13 protein-coding genes are annotated in these 16,440 nt (G+C 60.5%); 7 read left to right on the top strand and 6 right to left on the bottom strand.

The genetic code is table 11. From position 1 onward, the window contains the following. Positions 1 to 4: 4 nt before the first annotated feature. Positions 5 to 886: a 16S rRNA (cytidine(1402)-2'-O)-methyltransferase gene (rsmI, locus tag ACURWW_RS04900; protein ID WP_445616638.1), complete on the bottom strand. Its 882-nt coding sequence runs from the start codon at positions 884 to 886 to the stop codon at positions 5 to 7. A 225-nt stretch (positions 887 to 1,111) separates the two neighbouring features. Between rsmI and ACURWW_RS04905 the strand changes: the two genes are divergently transcribed. Genes ACURWW_RS04905 through ACURWW_RS04920 form a run of 4 tightly spaced genes read left to right on the top strand, consistent with a single transcriptional unit; the run spans position 1,112 to position 4,516 of the window. Continuing rightward, complete coding sequence (locus ACURWW_RS04905; protein ID WP_445616637.1) at positions 1,112 to 2,977, top strand: penicillin-binding protein activator; 1,866 nt, start codon at positions 1,112 to 1,114, stop codon at positions 2,975 to 2,977. Continuing rightward, positions 2,967 to 3,317, top strand: a complete 351-nt coding sequence (locus ACURWW_RS04910) for a YraN family protein (protein WP_445616635.1) — start codon at positions 2,967 to 2,969, stop codon at positions 3,315 to 3,317. Before ACURWW_RS04905 ends, ACURWW_RS04910 begins: the two co-directional genes overlap by 11 nt. Before the next feature lie 33 nt (positions 3,318 to 3,350). After that, positions 3,351 to 3,944, top strand: coding sequence for an SIS domain-containing protein (locus ACURWW_RS04915; RefSeq protein ID WP_445616634.1), 594 nt, complete (start codon positions 3,351 to 3,353; stop codon positions 3,942 to 3,944). Further along, entirely contained in the window at positions 3,941 to 4,516 is a 576-nt protein-coding gene (locus ACURWW_RS04920) for a BON domain-containing protein (protein WP_445616633.1), read from the top strand. Before ACURWW_RS04915 ends, ACURWW_RS04920 begins: the two co-directional genes overlap by 4 nt. Positions 4,517 to 4,529: 13 nt before the next feature. On the opposite strand, the gene eda is transcribed toward ACURWW_RS04920, so the two are convergent. From eda to zwf, 4 genes are all read right to left on the bottom strand, one after another. After that, positions 4,530 to 5,144 (bottom strand): bifunctional 4-hydroxy-2-oxoglutarate aldolase/2-dehydro-3-deoxy-phosphogluconate aldolase, encoded by a 615-nt coding sequence (eda, locus tag ACURWW_RS04925; RefSeq protein WP_445616631.1) that lies wholly within the window; start codon positions 5,142 to 5,144, stop codon positions 4,530 to 4,532. A gap of 21 nt (positions 5,145 to 5,165) precedes the next feature. Next, the gene (gene edd, locus ACURWW_RS04930) at positions 5,166 to 6,980 is read right to left on the bottom strand and encodes a phosphogluconate dehydratase (protein WP_445616630.1); all 1,815 of its coding nucleotides are present in this window, start codon (positions 6,978 to 6,980) and stop codon (positions 5,166 to 5,168) included. Positions 6,981 to 6,983: 3 nt separating this feature from the next. Next, entirely contained in the window at positions 6,984 to 7,685 is a 702-nt protein-coding gene (pgl, locus tag ACURWW_RS04935) for a 6-phosphogluconolactonase (protein ID WP_445616629.1), read from the bottom strand. A gap of 123 nt (positions 7,686 to 7,808) precedes the next feature. Continuing rightward, a complete protein-coding gene (gene zwf / locus ACURWW_RS04940; protein WP_445616628.1) occupies positions 7,809 to 9,263 on the bottom strand; it encodes a glucose-6-phosphate dehydrogenase in 1,455 nt (484 codons plus the stop codon). A 283-nt stretch (positions 9,264 to 9,546) separates the two neighbouring features. Between zwf and ppc the strand changes: the two genes are divergently transcribed. From ppc to ACURWW_RS04955, 3 genes are all read left to right on the top strand, one after another. After that, positions 9,547 to 12,201 (top strand): phosphoenolpyruvate carboxylase, encoded by a 2,655-nt coding sequence (gene ppc / locus ACURWW_RS04945; RefSeq protein WP_445616627.1) that lies wholly within the window; start codon positions 9,547 to 9,549, stop codon positions 12,199 to 12,201. A 128-nt stretch (positions 12,202 to 12,329) separates the two neighbouring features. Next, the gene (locus ACURWW_RS04950) at positions 12,330 to 12,926 is read left to right on the top strand and encodes a LemA family protein (RefSeq protein ID WP_445616625.1); all 597 of its coding nucleotides are present in this window, start codon (positions 12,330 to 12,332) and stop codon (positions 12,924 to 12,926) included. Positions 12,927 to 12,929: 3 nt separating this feature from the next. Beyond that, positions 12,930 to 14,861 (top strand): M48 family metallopeptidase, encoded by a 1,932-nt coding sequence (locus tag ACURWW_RS04955; protein WP_445616624.1) that lies wholly within the window; start codon positions 12,930 to 12,932, stop codon positions 14,859 to 14,861. Between the two features lie 62 nt (positions 14,862 to 14,923). Here ACURWW_RS04955 and cysN read toward each other — a convergent pair whose 3' ends face one another. Beyond that, positions 14,924 to 16,366 carry a sulfate adenylyltransferase subunit CysN gene (gene cysN / locus ACURWW_RS04960; protein ID WP_445616623.1) on the bottom strand — a complete coding sequence of 481 codons (1,443 nt, stop codon included), beginning with the start codon at positions 16,364 to 16,366 and terminating at the stop codon, positions 14,924 to 14,926. Positions 16,367 to 16,440: the final 74 nt, after the last annotated feature.

Raw genomic sequence — 16,440 nt, forward strand, 5'->3', positions numbered from 1 at the left:
GCCTTCAGGAGGGCTGGTCGAGGGCCCACTGGTACAGTGCGTTTTTCTTCGCTCCAGTGATCTCGGCGGCCAGGGCCGCCGCCTGTTTGGTCGGAAGGTTCTTGCTCAGGATTGCCATCACCCGCCGGGCTTCCGCTCCCAGCTCTTCACTGCCCCCTCTTTCCGCTCCCCGCACCAGCAAGACGATCTCGCCCTTCTGCTGGTTGGGGTCCGCCACCACCCACTCCAGCAATTCCCCCGCGGCCCCGCCAACGATGGTTTCGAAGGTCTTGGTCAATTCGCGGGCCAGCACCACCTCCCGATCCGCACCGAGCACCTCGGTCATATCCTCCAGTGCCGCGGCCACCCGGTGAGGAGCTTCATAGAAGATAAGAGTGCGGCTTTCCGCCGCCAGGTCTTCCAGCACTTTGCGGCGCGCCCCGCGCTTGGGAGGCAGAAATCCTTCGAAGGCAAAACGATCCGAAGGCAGTCCGGCGGCCGAGAGAGCCGCGATGAGTGCCGATGCCCCCGGGATGGGGACGATTCGGAACCCGGCCTCCCGGACGGCCCGCACGAGCCGGTAACCGGGGTCGGATACCAGGGGAGTACCCGCATCGGATATAAGGGCGATGTTTTGGCCTTCCGCAAGACGCTTCAAAAGTCCAGGGAGACTCTGTTCCTCGTTGTGATCATGGTAGGCCAGCATGGGAGTGGAAATGTGAAAATGTTCCAGCAAACGCTTACTGTGCCGCGTATCCTCGGCCGCGATTATGTCCACCTGTTGTAGTGTTTCCGCGGCTCGGGGTACCATATCTGCCAAATTGCCGATGGGCGTTGCCACCACGAACAGCGTCCCGCCGACCCGGACTTTGGTGCTGTTCTCTGGCTCGACAGGTGAATCATTCATTAACGGGCACCTCCAAAAAACGCATGAGCGGACGCTGCCAGGGAGCGGACAGCGCGACTGGATCGAGTCGTCCCCGGGCGAGCCGCCCCGCAAGGGTGATTCGTCAGCGCCCGACCCGTTTTTTGACAGATGCGCCCTGATTTGTCCGTGGTCCGTTTGCGGTAATGGTCCATGTTGATAGCCACTTCTTGGGCACCCCGCCGGGTGCGAACTGCAGGTCCCTGAATGCTTAGTTTTGCTCGCCCCTTTCTGCTCATTGCTCTCTGTTCCGGTCTCCTGATCCTTTCCGGGTGTAGTGGTCAACCCCGCCCGCGTGGGGATGTTCAGGTGGACGCGGTTACCAGTGAGCGGGTCCGCGATCTGCTGGCCCAGGCACAGACCAGTGACTCGCCGGAGCGCGATCGGCGCCAGTTGGAAGCTGCTCGATTACTGGTGGAAATCGGCGAATTCCAGTGGGCGATGGATCTGCTGGGCTCCATCGATCCGGACCTGCTTGTGGCCGGAGAATTTGTGAACTACACCCTGGACTACAGCCGTGCGGCCCGGGAGCTGGGCGACTACTTCCTGGCGCAGCGCATTCTAACCAACCCCCGGGTTGAACAACAGTGGGACGCCCTTTCAACCGAAGCCGCGCGGGAGCTTCGCGCAAGCCGGGCCGAGCTGTTCGCTCTTCTGGGCGAGCACGTGGCCAGCGTCCAGGAGCGGGTAGTACTCGGCCCGCTTCTGGAAACGGAAGAGGAGCACATGGCCAACCAGGACGGCATCTGGCAAAGCCTGATGGCCCTCTCCGAAGCTGAGCTGGCTGCGCTGGACTCAAACCCGGAGATCACCCGCAGCCCCGTCCTCCGGGGATGGGCCGAACTGGCGGTTCTCAGCAAGAACAACGCGGCGGACATCGAACGCCAGGAATCCCTGATCGACGACTGGATCGCCCGCCGCCCGGAACACCCGGCAAGCCAGCGCCTGCCGAGCGACCTGCAGCTTCTCAAACAACTGGTGGAAGAACAGCCCCGACAGGTGGCTCTGCTGCTTCCGCTCAACGGAGATTACGAGCGTGCCGGGAAGGCCGTGCGCGACGGCTTTCTGGCGGCCTACTATCACGCGAAGGATCAGAACAGCTACGTCCCCCAGATCCGGATCTTCGACACCAATTCCGACGATTTCAACGCAGTGTACGACCTGGCGGTACAGGATGGTGCGGAGCTGATTGTCGGCCCTCTGCGCCCGGAATACCTGGACGAGTTGCATCTGCGCCCCAACCTGCCTGTCCCGACCCTGGCACTGAACTATGCGGCCAATCCCTTCGGCCTCCCGGACCAGCTCTATCAGTTCAGCTTCGAGGTGGAAGACGAAGCCCGTCAGGTGGCCGCGCGCGCCTGGCTCGAAGGCCACCGTTACGCCCTGGTGCTGGTACCGCAGACTGAGCGCGGCGAGCGCAGCGCCCGGGCTTTTCGTGAGGCCTGGACCGAACTGGGCGGCACTATCGTAAACCAGAGCTACTACGCGGACCCGCGCGACTATTCCGGTGTGGTGGAATCCGCGTTGCTGGTGGACGAGAGCAAGGCCCGGGCACGGGCCTTGCGCCAGCGGTTGGGCGGCAGCCTGCGTTTTGAAACCCCGCGCCGACGCCAGGACGTGGACTTCGTGTTCATGGCGGCAGACGCCGCCGCGGGCCAGCTACTGAAACCGACCCTCGCTTTCCATTACGCTGGCGGATTACCGGTTTATTCCACCAGCAGCATATTTGCGGCGGACGAAGGTTTGCGCACCAGCCGGGACCTGAACGGCATCCGCTTTATCACGCTGCCCTGGCATTTCGACAACAGCAGCTCGGTCAAGAGCGCGGTTGAGCGCTATGCCGATCCCGCTCCGTCCTATTTGCGGCTCTACGCCATGGGAGTCGACGCTTATCGACTCTATCCTCGGCTGAAGCAACTGGAACGGGTGCAAGGTACCCGGTTTTACGGCCAGACCGGCGTTCTCGCCCTCACCCCGGAGCGCAAGGTTCAGCGTGAGCAGGTGTGGGCGCAGATCATCAGCGGCCGGGCCGAGCCTCTTCCCACAGTGGTTACCGAGGCGGATGACAGCTAGTCTTACGGGGCAGCGGGCTGAACGGGAGGCCGAGGCCTTCCTGTGCGCCAAGGGCCTGCGGCTTGAAGAGCGCAACTTCAGCTGCAAGCTTGGCGAGATCGACCTGATCATGCGAGACGGCGATACCCTGGTTTTTGCCGAGGTTCGCTATCGCACCAATCCGCGCTTCGGTTCGCCCGCCGAATCCGTTGACTATCGCAAGCAGCAAAAGATCGTTCGCAGCGCCCAGTACTTTATGCAACGCAAGCGCCTTGTTGACGCGATCCCCTGCCGCTTCGACGTTGTGAGCATTACCGGTGGGGCTCCCCCTCAAATCCAGTGGATCAAAGACGCTTTTTGATTCAGAAGTGGCCTGTGGCCACAGGACGGACCGATGTACGAAAGAATCATTCAGACCTTCCACCAGAGCATTGAGACCAAGATGCAAGCCGGTGAACTGCTGGCGCCTCTCATTGCCAAAGCAAGCGAACTGGTGGTGGGCAGTCTGTTGAATGAAGGGAAGGTGCTGGTGGCCGGAAACGGCTGCTCCACGGCGATCGGGCAGGTCTTCGTGACGACGCTGATCAACCGTCTCAAGCAGGAGCGCCCCAGTCTGCCTGCGGTGAACATTGCCAGCGACAGCGCGGTGCTTACTGCCGTGGCCAACGACTTCAGTTTCAATGATGTGTTTGCCAAGCAGATTCGCGCCCTGGGCAATGCGGGCGATGTGCTGCTGATGATCAGCAGCAGCGGTAATTCCAGCAATCTGGTGCAGGCCGTGGCGGCCGCTCATGATCGTCAGGTAAACGTTGTCGCCCTGACCGGCGGCGATGGGGGCGATCTGGCCACCCTGCTGGACGCCAATGATCTGGAACTGCGCGTTCCGTCCGACTCCGCCGCCCACGTGCACGAGGTGCACCTGCTGACCACTTTTTGTCTCTGCGATCTTATCGACTTTCAGCTTTTTGGAGCCGAGGAACCTCTATGAAGAAACTCGCTGTGTTCTGCCTTCCTCTGGTGTGCTATTGGCTCGCCGGTTGTGCGTCGATTGTTGGAGCAACGACCAGCGAACCCATCGACATGGACCCCAATCGTCGCACCATGGGCACCATGATGGATGATTCCCAGCTGGAGACCATCGCCAAAGTCAACATCGACAAAGCTCACCCGGATCTCAAAAGCTCCCCCATTACGGTCACGAGCTTCAATCGTGTGATCTTGCTGACTGGCCAGGTCAAATCCGCCGAACTGCGCGAGCTTGCGGCCCGCACGGTGAGCAAGCTCAGCAAGGTTCGCCAGGTATACAACGAGCTTCAGGTTCAGGCACCGACCTCATTTCTGGCCAACACCAACGACGCCTGGCTCACCACAAAGGTAAAGTCGAAGCTGGCCTTCAATGACGAAGCGCGGGCCAGACGCATCAAGGTATTGACTGAAAACGGCATCGTTTACCTGATGGGGATGGTGCCGCGAACCGAAGCGGAGCACGCGGCGGAAGTCGCCCGCTCAACCACAGGTGTTCAAAAGGTGGTCCTCGCCATCGAGTACACCGACCAGTAGTCGGAGCCGCCGGTCAGGCGAGTTCGCGCGCAAGCCGCTCTATTTCTGACCATTGCCCCGCTTGAATGAGTTGGGGCTTTACCATCCAGGACCCACCCACGCAGATTACATTGGGCAGCGCCAGATAGCTGTCCAGGTTCTCCCGGTTGATTCCGCCGGTCGGACAAAACTGAATGCCGGAGAACGGTGCCGCCAGCGCTTTCAGGAGCGGAATCCCTCCCACGGCTTCGGCGGGAAACAGTTTGAAGCAATCGAAGCCCAAAGCCATGCCCTCAAGGATTTCCGAGGGCGTCGCCACGCCGGGCAGGAAGGCGAGATTCTGTTGCGACGCAGCTTCGGCCAGTTCCCGGGTGAGCCCGGGGCTCACGGCGAAGTCCGCCCCGGCCTTTTTCACTGCGTTCACATCGGCCACGGTTTTCAGTGTGCCTGCTCCCACCAGGAAATCCGGTATTGCCGCCTTCACTGCTTCTATGGCCTCGAGCGCGGTCGAAGTTCGCAATGTGATTTCCACCGCGGCCAGTCCACCGCGATGCAGGGCCCGCGAAGTCTCCACCGCCTGCTCGGCGGAATTCACTGTCAGCACGGGCAGGACCCGCAGCGGCTTTAGCAGGGCAATAACCGATTCCATGCATTCCTCCCGACTGGCAACTCAGAAGACCGTACAGCCCCGGTTCGCGGTGCTGGCGTGTTCACGGAACGCCTGAAACAGGGGGCGCCCCATAGTGCCGTTATCCTGGTGATGCAGAGCTGGGCTGCGGGTGGCGAGCACGCCCTCATCCAGGTGGACCTCCATGGTGCCCTCGTCCGCATCGATGGTGATAAGGTCCCCGTCGCGCAGCCTGGCAATGGGGCCGCCCTCCACCGCTTCCGGGGACACATGGATTGCGGCCGGCACCTTGCCCGAAGCGCCGGACATGCGTCCGTCGGTCAGCAGCGCGACACTGTGACCGCGGTCCTGAAGAACGCCCAGGAAGGGTGTGAGGTGGTGCAGTTCGGGCATGCCGTTAGCCTTGGCACCCTGAAAACGAACCACCGCTACAAAGTCCCTGTTCAGGTCGCCGCGCTCGAAAGCTTCCTTGAGCTCGGCCTGGCTGTGGAAGATTACCGCCGGCGCCGTGGTCTTGCGTTGCTCCGGTTTGACCGCAGAGATTTTGATGATGCCCTGACCAATGTTGCCGTTCAGCAGCCGAAGCCCCCCTTCCTGATTGAAGGCCTCGCTAACAGGGCGCAGCACCTCCCGAAAGCGGCTTTCCATAACCCGGTCCCGCCACGCCACACGGCCGTTTTCGCCGGGAGCGGGCTCGAATTCGTAGGCCTCCATCCCCTCGCCCATGAGAGTCAGTACGTTTTCGTTGAGCAGGCCCGCCCCACGCAGTTCCCGAACCAGAAACGCCATGCCGCCCGCACGCCGAAAAGCGTTTACATCCTCATCGCCGTTTGGATAGACGCGGGCGATCAGCGGAACCACACGGGACAGGCGGTCGAAGTCCTCCCAGCGCAAGTGGATGCCGGCGGACCTGGCCATGGCCACCAGGTGCAGAGTGTGGTTAGTGGAGCCGCCCGTGGCCAACAGGCCCACAAGGGCGTTGACGATGGACTCCTCCGTAACGAGACGGGTGAGTGGCTTGAACTCTTTTGAATCGGGGTCCGCCGCGGGAATGAGCCGCAAGACGGTTTCACGAATCATGGCCTGGCGCAGCGGGTCGTCTGGATTGATAAACGAGCATCCGGGAAGCTGGACACCCATCATCTCCATCATCACCTGATTGCTGTTGGCGGTGCCGTAGAAGGTGCAGGTCCCGGGCGAATGGTAGGAGGCGGATTCAACCTCCAGCAGCTCTTCCCGGGTGGCCTTCCCCTCTGCATAACGCTGCCGCACGTTGGCCTTTTCCTTGTTGGGAATACCGGATCGCATGGGTCCCGCGGGCAGAAAGGCCGCCGCCAGATGCCCGAACTGCAAGGCGCCGATCATCAGACCGGGAACGATCTTGTCGCAGGTGCCCAGGCAGATGAATCCATCGAAGAGGTTGTGGCTGAGGCTTACGGCCGTGGCCATCGCAATCACGTCGCGACTGAACAGGCTCAGCTCCATCCCCGTGCGGCCCTGAGTCACGCCATCGCACATGGCCGGCACCCCGCCAGCCATCTGCGCCGAGCATCCCATTTCGCGGGCAATACTCCGGATGGTTTCCGGGTAGCCCTCCATGGGCTCGTGAGCGGCAATCACATCGTTGTAGGCATTGATGATGCCCAGGTGGACACTTTGCATCATGCGGATGGTCTGCTTGTCCTGCTCGCCACAGGCAGCGTACCCGTGAGCCAGGTTGCCGCAGGAGAGCACCCGCCGGGGCGGATCCTCATCGCGACTGCGCTGCATCCGTTGCAGGTAGTCGCGACGGGTAGCCTGACTGCGATGGCGAATCTCTGCCGTTACTTCTTCGAGAATCGAATTAATTGAACTCATGTGTCACTCCGCCGCGTAGTAGATGTCCAGCAGAACGCTCATTTGGTGCAGGACCGCCCTGATAGGCATCTCCTCGGTTCTTCCGTCCTGGATGGCCCTTTGCAGAACCTGCCACTTCTTCCTTCCGACCACATGCAGAACCAGGTGTTTGGTACTGGTAATCGCCGGCAGGGTCAGAGTCATGCGATTGTGTGGTGCAGAGGGCGGGTGCACGGCGCAGCAGAGCCGTCCCTCCTCGGGTTGCAAGGCAGTACGCAGTTCTGCGGCCCCGGGGAAAAAGGAGGCCGTATGACCATCATCCCCCATGCCCAGTACCACCACGTCAAAGGGCATGGGAACATCCTGGAGACGACGCTCCACCTCCGGCTCCGCCCCGAAGGGCTCGGCCGCCGCGGTTTTCAAGGGCACAAAGCGCGCCGCGGCAGCGCGGTGCTGCAACAGATGCTCCGCCACCAGACGGGCATTGGAATCCGGGTGCTGACTGTCCACCCAGCGTTCATCGACCAGGGTAATCACAACCTTCTCCCAGGGAAGGTCGATGTTCGACAGTGCCTCGAACAGCGGCTTGGGTGTATTGCCCCCCGAAACCGCCAGCGATGCGCTGCCGCGGCTCTTCACGCCGTCCCGAAGAGCGGCGGCAATGGAAGCGCTCAGCTTTTGAACCAGAGCATTGTCGGATTCGAACTTTTCAATAGACCAGGACATGAACGACACCCATTGATTTGCAAAGAGGGCGTGCCGCCCGCGCGCGATCCCCGACGGAATGGCCGCGGCCAGGCTCGGCCGTTGACGGGTCGAATGGCCAGCTCATTAATGTGAGATGACAATTCACTCGTGCCACTGCCTTCCGTCCTTCGCAATCAGCGCAATGCTTTCGGCGGGCCCCCAACTGCCGGCGGTATAACTGACCACCCTTTTCTTGGTAGCACGCCACCCTTCAACAATCTTGTCCACCCACGCCCAGGCGGCCTCCACTTCGTCGGCACGCATAAACAAGGTCGAGTTCCGCCGCATGACGTCATAGAACAAGCGTTCGTATGCATCAGGAACGCGGCGGTTGGTGAACACGTCAGAGAGCGAAAGGTTCAGCGCCACCGACTCCAGGGGCATGGTCTCATCCAGCCCGGGGACCTTATTCAGCAGATGCAGCTGAATGCCCTCGTCCGGTTGCAGACGAATAGTAAGACGGTTGGCCGCTCCCGAGGTCATCTGTTCCCCAAATATGGAGTGAGGCACTTCATTGAACTGGATGATGATCTCTGAAAAACGTTCGACCATACGTTTGCCGGTGCGAAGATAAAAAGGCACACCCGCCCAGCGCCAGTTATCGATTTCGGCCTTCACGGCCACAAACGTTTCGGTGTTGGAGCCGGGGCGCGCGCCCTCCTCCTCCATGTAGCCGGGTACAGGCCTTCCGCCGACGGCGCCCGCGACGTACTGGCCGCGCACTGTATTATCTCTCACTCCCCGCTTTCCCAGGGGTTTCAGAGAGCGCAGTACCTTGAGTTTTTCATCGCGCACAGCCTCCGGATCGATGCGCGCCGGCGGTTCCATTGCCGCGAGGCAGAGCAATTGCAACAGGTGATTCTGGACCATGTCCCGCAACGCTCCGGCGTCGTCGTAAAAGTCCCAGCGACCCTCCACGCCCACCGTTTCCGCCACTGTGATCTGCACGTGATCGATGTAGTGGCTGTTCCACAAAGGTTCGAACAGGGCATTGGCAAACCGCATCGCCAGAAGGTTCTGTACCGTCTCCTTACCCAGGTAGTGGTCTATGCGGTAGACCTGGTCCTCCCGGAAAATGGACGTGAGGCTGCGGTTGATTTCGAGGAAGGACTCGCGACTGTCCCCGAGGGGTTTTTCGACTACCAGCCGGCTGTTGTCGCGCACCAGTCCTACGGCTGCGAGCGCTTCGCAGATGGGCGCGAATATGGAGGGCGGTGTCGCCAGATAAACGATCAGGTCGCGATCCGACTCAGCGAACACGTCATTGCGCAGTGCTTCCAGATCCTCCCGGGCCGTTGCATCCGCCGGATAGTAGCGGAGTCGCGCGGCAAAGCGCTGCCAGGTGTCCTCGTCCAGTGGTTCCGTACCGTGAAATTCTTCCAGTTTGGCGCGCACTCGTTCGGCAAAATCCTCCGCTGGCGCTTTATTGCGCGCGATTCCCACCACCTTGAGGCAATCCGACAGGCATCCTGAAACATCCAGGTAGTAAAGGGCCGGATAGAGCTTGCGGTACGCCAGATCTCCTTCGCCTCCCACGATGAGAATGTCGCATTTCATTCCGGTCTCCTGCCGCGCCTTTGCTTCGATCCCCTACGCAGGAAGCGTGCCCGCCAAACTCAGCAGCCCCTGCCTGTCACCTTGGGCGTCGCGGCTTATGAACTCGTCTGTGCAACTCGTCTGCCACGCGTGTGCAACACGCCTGCCACGCTTAGACGTAGGGCCCCGGACGTCGGCCCGTTGCTGGCACATGTCTGATTCATTCCCGATTTCACTCTGTGATAATCTGCCACCATGACCGCGGGCGCGGCGCTGGCGGATGCGAGGTTCGGGAGGAGAGGCAGTGACAGATTCCACATATCAAACGCTGGTGGCCGAAGAAGACTACCGTGACCTGAAAAGCTCCGTGGACATGCTCGGTCGGGTACTCGGCGAGACAATCAGACTCTCTCACGGCGAGTCCGTTCTGAATCAGGTGGAGCACATCCGCCAACTCGCCAAGGCCTACCGCAGTGGCATGCAGGACAAGCGCGTCGAGCTGATTGATTATCTCTCCACCGTTGAGCCGGACGGGCTGATCATGATTGCGCGGGCCTTCAACCAGTTCCTCAACCTCGCCAATATTGCCGAACAGTTGCACAGCACCCTGAGCGCGGACAACAAGGAACTGAGCGCGGTCAGTTCACTCAACAAGCAGGTCAGCGAATTGCTGGAACAGGGGATACCCGCGGAAGAAGTTCTGCGCGTTATCGAAAATCTGGATATCGACCTGGTGCTCACGGCCCATCCCACGGAAATAACCCGCCGCACCCTCATCGACAAACAAACCCGCATCTACAACCATCTGCAACAAATGCAGACCAGCAAGCTTGAAGGGGAACGTCTCTACCAGGTTCGGCAGGGACTGAGCCAGCAGATTGCCCAGTGGTGGCACACGGATGAAATCCGCACGGAAAAGCCCACCCCGGTGGACGAAGCGGTGTGGGGCTTCGCAGTCATCGAGAACTCCCTGTGGGAGGCAGTGCCCCGATTTCTCGACAAATTGAGCCGCACGGTCAGGGAGTACCTGGGGCATGAGCTCCCGCTGACCTATCAGCCGGTTCACTTCACCTCCTGGATGGGTGGCGACCGGGATGGCAACCCCAATGTGACCGCCGATGTCACCCGCGAGGTTCTGCTGCTGGCCCGCTGGAAGGCGGCGGACCTCTTCCTGAAGGATATCAATGAGCTGACCGGTGAACTGTCCATGAACCGCTGCTCCGATGCGGTGCGGGCCCTGGTCGGTGAGCAGCGCGAGCCCTATCGCGCGGTACTCAAAGAGCTCCGGCAGCTGTTGAACAACACCCTGCAGTATACGGACGATCTGCTTAAAGGACGGGAGCCGCGCACCACTCGGGTGCTCACCGACGAAGCCCAGCTTTGGGATCCGCTCCACGCCTGTTACGAATCTCTTCAGGCGTGTGGAATGGGGATGATGGCGGACGGCAAGCTCAGAGATACCCTGTGGCGGGTACGGTGCTTCGGCGTTCGCTTGCTGCGCCTGGATATTCGCCAGGAGTCGGATCGCCACACAGAGGTATTTTCCGAGTTGACCCGTTACCTGGACCTGGGCGACTACCGGTCCTGGAGCGAGAGTGAGCGCGTTCAGTTCCTGACTGCTGAACTTGCCAACAAACGCCCTCTTTTTCCCCGCCGCTGGCGAGTTTCCGATCCTGTGCGGGAGGTGCTGGATACCTTCGTGATGATCGGCGAACAGCCGCGGCGAGCACTGGGCGCCTATGTGATTTCCATGGCCCGCGCACCTTCGGATGTATTGGCGGTGCAGTTGCTGCTGCGTGAATTCGGCTGCAGCTTTTCCATGCAGATCGCCCCCTTGTTCGAGACGTTGGATGATCTGAATAATGCGGCGGGCGTTCTGCAGGACCTGCTCGCCATTCCCGCTTACCGGGAATATATCGAGGGCCGGCAGATGGTGATGATCGGCTACTCGGATTCAGCCAAGGATGCCGGCGTGATGGCCGCCGGCTGGGCTCAGTATCAGGCCCAGGAGAAGTTGCTCGAGGTGGCGAAGACAGCGAACATTCAATTGACGCTGTTTCATGGCCGCGGCGGCACCATCGGACGAGGGGGTGCACCGGCCCATGCGGCCTTGATGTCCCAGCCACCGGGATCGCTCGAGAACGGCCTGCGGGTTACGGAACAAGGGGAGATGATCCGCTTCAAGCTGGGTATGCCGCAAATCGCGGTGACCACTTTTGGCCTGTACACGAACGCCATGTTGCAGTCCAATCTGCTGCCGCCGCCCAGGCCACGGGAGGAATGGCGGGCACTGCTGAATGAGCTTTCGGAGCGTTCGGCCAAAGCCTATCGGGATCTGGTGCGAGGCAATCCGGATTTCATCGATTACTTTCGCAGCAGTACGCCGATCGATGAGCTGAGCAAGCTGTCCCTCGGCTCCCGACCTGCGAAGCGCAAGGCCGAGGGCGGTATCGAGACGCTGCGGGCGATTCCGTGGATTTTTGCCTGGTCTCAAAACCGTCTGATGCTTCCGGCCTGGTATGGGGCCGGGGAGGCGATAGAACAATTGATTGAGCAGGGTAAGCGGGAGGCCCTGGAGGCGATGTGTGACCAGTGGCCCTTCTTCTCGACGCGCATGAGTATGCTGGAGATGGTGTACGCCAAGTCCGACCCGGAACTCTCCACGTACTATGACAGCCGCTTGGTGGAGGAGCGTTTGCATCCGCTCGGGGCGATGCTGCGGGAGCGTTTGCGCAAGGACATTGAGGTGGTGCTGTCGATCGCCAACGATGAGAGCCTGATGCAGGGTTTGCCCTGGTTGAAAGAATCGGTTCATCTGCGCAACACATATACGGATCCGCTCAATCTGCTGCAAGTGGAGTTGCTGCACCGGGACCGTCAGGAATCTTCGCCCGCGGCCGAAAAGGCCTTGCTGGTTACCATAGCCGGCATCGCGGCGGGGATGCGAAATACCGGGTGAATCTCTTGACAAGAAAACCTGCCTTTCCCGCGGCCCCACCGGCGTAGTCGCTTGAAGGTCCCCTTCCTATCCCGACAGTGTTAGTATCGGGGCATCCCTGAGGAACAGACCAAACAGCGAGGCGCACCATGAGCATCACAGCGATCATAATCATTGTCATTGTTGCGGTACTGGTTTTCTACGGCATCGGGATCTATAACAGGCTCGTCAGCCTGAAGAACCGGTACCAGAATGCCTTCGCCCAGATCGAAGTCCAGCTAAAGCGCCGGCACGATCTGATTCCCAATCTGGTTGAGACGGCCAAGGGCTACATGGCCCATGAGCGGGAGACACTAGATGCGGTGATCAGCGCCCGGAATGTAGCGGCCAAGGGCCTGGAAGCCGCAGCGGCAGCGCCCGGAAGCAAGGCGGCAATGGAGCAGCTCGGTGGTGCGGAAGGAATGTTGACGGGGGCCCTGGGGCGCCTCAACGTGGTGATGGAGGCCTATCCGGATCTGAAGGCAAATCAGAACATGATGCAATTGTCCGAGGAGCTGACCAGCACCGAAAACAAGGTGGCGTTCTCGCGGCAGGCTTATAACGACTCCGTGATGGAGTACAACACCTACCGCCAGTCCTTCCCGCCGGTACTTCTGGCCTCCACCTTCGGCCATGGAACCGATGCAGGCTTGCTCGAGTTTGCGGACAGCGAACAGATTCAGGCGGCCCCGACGGTTTCCTTCTAAACCATGAACTTCTTCGAACATCAGGATATCGCCCGCCGCAACACGCGGCGGCTGGTGCTGTTGATGCTGGCCGCAGTTCTGAGCCTGATTGCCGTGACGACGGTGCTGCTTGCGGTGGTCCTTTACTACTTCGAGTACAGCAATGATCCCCAACAGATGGGCGGCAATGTGGTGGGCGCCGCCTTCCAGACCCTCAGCTGGGAGATTGTGGGCTATGTGGCTCTGGGTGTTGGGATCGTTGTTGCCCTGGGTAGCGCTTTCAAGTTGATGCAGTTGAGCAGCGGCGGGCGCACGGTAGCCGAGGCCATGGGCGGTCGGCTGATCAACCTGGATACGCGAAACGCGGACGAGCGCAAGATTCTGAATGTGGTGGAGGAAATGGCCATCGCCTCAGGGACGCCCGTGCCGCCCGTTTACGTCATCGAGGACGAGAGCATTAATGCCTTCGCGGCCGGGTTCCAGCCCCAGGATGCGGTGATCGGCATCACCCGGGGCAGTATCCGGATCCTCAGTCGGGAGGAGCTTCAAGGGGTCATTGCCCATGAATTCAGCCATATCCTTCACGGGGATATGCGCCTGAACATTCGCCTGGTGGGCATTCTGCACGGCATCCTGCTACTGGGGCTGATTGGCTACTTCCTGTTGCGGACGGCCCACGTGGGCGCTTACTCCTCCTCGCGCCGACGCGGCAACAATGCTCTGCCAATGCTGGCCATGGGGCTGGGCCTGATGATCATCGGCTATGCGGGCACATTTTTCGGCAACCTGATCAAGGCAGCCGTGAGCCGTCAGCGGGAGTTTCTGGCCGACGCTTCCGCAGTCCAGTTCACTCGCAATCCGGACGGTATCGCCGGTGCGCTGAAGAAGATCGGCGGCTACGCTCAGGGGTCCATGTTGCAGTCGCCGCGGGCCGCCGAATTCAGTCATATGTATTTCGGGCAGGGAGTGAAGGCCGGATTCAGTGCACTCATGGCCACGCACCCGCCTTTGCAGGAGCGCATTTCCCGAATCGAGCCGCGTTGGGATGGACGTTTCCCCGCGGTAGAAGGGACGGCACAACAGACGAATGCCCCGGGGGCGGAAAGGCCCCGGCAGGAGGCTGTATCGGGCCTGGCAGCCGCGGCCCCACTATCGGCGGTGGAGTCCATCGGCCAGCCCGGACCCGAACACGTGGAGCACGCCCACAATCTGATCGAGGGGATCGACCCGGAGCTTCGGGATGCGGCCCATGATCCGTTTTCGGCACGTGCCGTGGTTTACTCTCTGCTCATGCAGCGCAGCGATTCCGCGATACTGGAACGGCAATGGCAACAACTGCAGCAGCAGGCGCATCCGGTGACCTACCAGTTCACCGGGAAGGTGTATACGCGGGTGGGCGAACTGGCCCGCGCTCAGCATCTGCCACTGCTGGAGTTGTGCATACCTGCGCTCAAGGCAATGTCGACTCCTCAGCAGGAGGTATTCAAGCGGAACCTGCAGTCGCTGATCAGGGCGGACGAAAAAGTAGAGCTGTTCGAATGGTCGCTCTACCGCATCGTCATGCACAACCTGGAGCCGTCCGAGACCAAAGAGCAGAATTCCAGCCTCAAGGAACTTTCGGATGAGTGCCAGCTGGTTCTGTCCATGGTGGCCCACAGCGGCCACCCGAACCGCAGCCAAGCGGAGAGTGCCTATCAGCAGGGATTCAGCCAACTGGGATTAAGCTCGCGCTTTTTCCTGAACCGGGACGCCATTCACCTACCCGATCTGGACCGCGCCCTGGCGCGCCTGCGCGGCTTGAAACCACTGCAGAAGCCGGCACTTCTGAAAGCCATCGCAGCCTGTATCGAATACGATGCCCAGGTCACGGTGACCGAAGCGGAACTGTTCCGCGCAATTGCCGACAGTCTGGATTGTCCGGTTCCGCCCTTGCTCGCGGAGCAGAAACTCGCCTGAACGAGTCCTCCTCAGTCTGCTGACAAACGCCGCGCATGTCGCGGCGTTTCTGTTTGCAGGTTTTATTTTTCTTTCTTGGCCAGGAGCTCCGCCAGGTCAACGGCCTGCCAGTGAGGGAAATGCTTGCGAATCAGGGCGTTCAGTTCCAACTCGAAAGGTGAGATGGTCGCCGGATCCGCGGCGAAGCCGGCCTGGTCGCTCAGGGCCTCGGTCACCATTCCCGCACCGACGGTGATGTTGGTGAGGCGGTCGATGACGATAAACGCCCCGGTGGTGCGATTGCTCTGATAGGGGTCCACCGCCACATGCTGACTCAAAGCGAGTGACACCAGCCCGATGTCGTTGAGCTGGAGGCTGTCCACCTCGCTGTGCGCCTGTGTGTTGACGTCCACCCTGTACTGGATGTTGCTGACTGCACCCGTGGTATATTTGGTGGCGAACTTGAAGCCATACTGACGCCCGGGCTGGAGTGCCTGCTCGGACATCCACACCAGGTGGGCTCTCAGGTGATTGCTTTGCTGCACAGTGTGGTCGTCCGCATGGACCACCATATCGCCGCGGCTGATGTCGATCTCGTCTTCCAGTGTCAATGTGATGGCCTGCCCCACGAATGCCTGCTCTGGCTCACCATCGTAGGTGATAATGGATTTCACGCGACTGCTCTTGTCCGAAGGGAGGACACGGATCGCGTCCCCCACCTGAACCACTCCGGAACCGACGGTCCCGCAAAAGCCGCGGAAATCCAGATTGGGACGATTGACATACTGCACCGGGAAGCGGAAATCCTCGGTGTTTTTGTCCCCGGCGATTTCCACGGTCTCCAGGATATCCATCAGGGACTGGCCTGTGTACCAGGGCGTTTTGGCGCTGGGTGTCACGACATTGTCGCCGTCCAGCGCGGAGATAGGCACAAAGCGCACATCCCCCAGATCCAGGCCCTCGGAGAACGTCAGATAATCGGATTTGATCTTCTCGAACACGTCCTCGGAAAACTCCATCAGGTCCATCTTGTTGATGGCTACGATGACGTGACGGATACCCAGCAGTGATGCGATATAACTGTGGCGACGGGTCTGGGTCATGACCCCGTGGCGTGCATCGATGAGAATCACGGCGAGATCACAGGTGGACGCACCGGTGGCCATATTGCGCGTATATTGTTCGTGCCCGGGAGTATCGGCAATGATGAATTTGCGCCGAGCGGTTGAAAAGTAACGATAGGCCACATCGATCGTGATGCCCTGCTCCCGTTCCGCCTGCAGTCCATCCACCAACAGCGCCAGGTCCATCTTCTCACCCGTGGTGCCATGGCGGGTGGAGTCAGAACGTACCGCCTCCAGTTGATCCTCGTAAATCATCTTGGAATCGTGGAGCAGACGTCCGATGAGAGTGCTTTTACCATCGTCCACGCTGCCGCAGGTCAAAAAGCGTAACAGCTCCTTATGCTCGTGCTGCTTCAGATAGGCCTCGATGTCCTGTTCGATCAGATCCGACTGATGCGACATATAAAACTCCGCTCCGAGCCTGTCGACTCGTTGATTTGTTCAGTAGTTTGCGTTCCGCCTTCCCGGCCAGTTGA

The organism is Gilvimarinus sp. F26214L (genome assembly GCF_054401055.1).